The sequence below is a fragment of the Leptotrichia sp. OH3620_COT-345 genome (genome assembly GCF_003932895.1).
Taxonomy (GTDB): Bacteria; Fusobacteriota; Fusobacteriia; order Fusobacteriales; family Leptotrichiaceae; genus Pseudoleptotrichia.
Map to the genome: position 1 here is coordinate 1 of NZ_RQYW01000092.1, position 635 is coordinate 635.

At 40.0% G+C, this 635-nt stretch carries 1 protein-coding gene; it reads left to right on the forward strand.

Features of this window, described 5'->3' with window-relative positions; translation table 11 throughout:
• Window positions 1-191 precede the first annotated feature (191 nt).
• Window positions 192-635 (forward strand): MobV family relaxase (gene mobV / locus EII29_RS11485; RefSeq protein ID WP_199726092.1); only part of this gene is annotated, 444 nt, incomplete at its 3' end.

Consider the following 635-nt stretch of genomic DNA (forward strand, 5'->3'; position numbering starts at 1 on the left):
GCCATTGGGAGCGAAGCGACCTTTGGTGAGGGCAAAGCCCTAAGGGGTCAAGGGGTATCCCCTTGCAAGTTTGCAGAATGAAATTCTGCTATAACTTGCTATAGCAAATTGAACTTTGCGAAAAACTGTGCTACCATGGGGATGTAGCAGGGTTTTAAGCATTGTGAAATTTGGTATACAAGGGGGTTAAAATGGCTCATGTAATGAAGATGACAAAAGGGGCTTGCGGGCATATGCTAAAGCACTACGAAAGAGCAAAAGATGAAGATGGCAATTATATAAAATTTGGCAATCAAGATATTGATACAGCATTTTCCGGAATGAATTATAATCGCGGTCCGGATAGAAGCATATCGCAATGGGAATTTATCAAAAAGCGGTGTAGCGAAGTGTATTGCATGAATCGAAAAGATGTAAATGTCATGTGTTCGTGGGTGATCACAGCACCGAAAGACCTTAAAAATGACGATATGCATAGATTTTTTGCAAGTGCCTACAAATTCCTTGAAAATCGATATGGCAAGGAAAATATAATATCCGCCTATGTCCACATGGATGAAACAACTCCACATATGCATTTTGCGTTCATTCCCGTAGTATTTGACAAAAAAAAGCAAAGATACAAAGTATCTGCC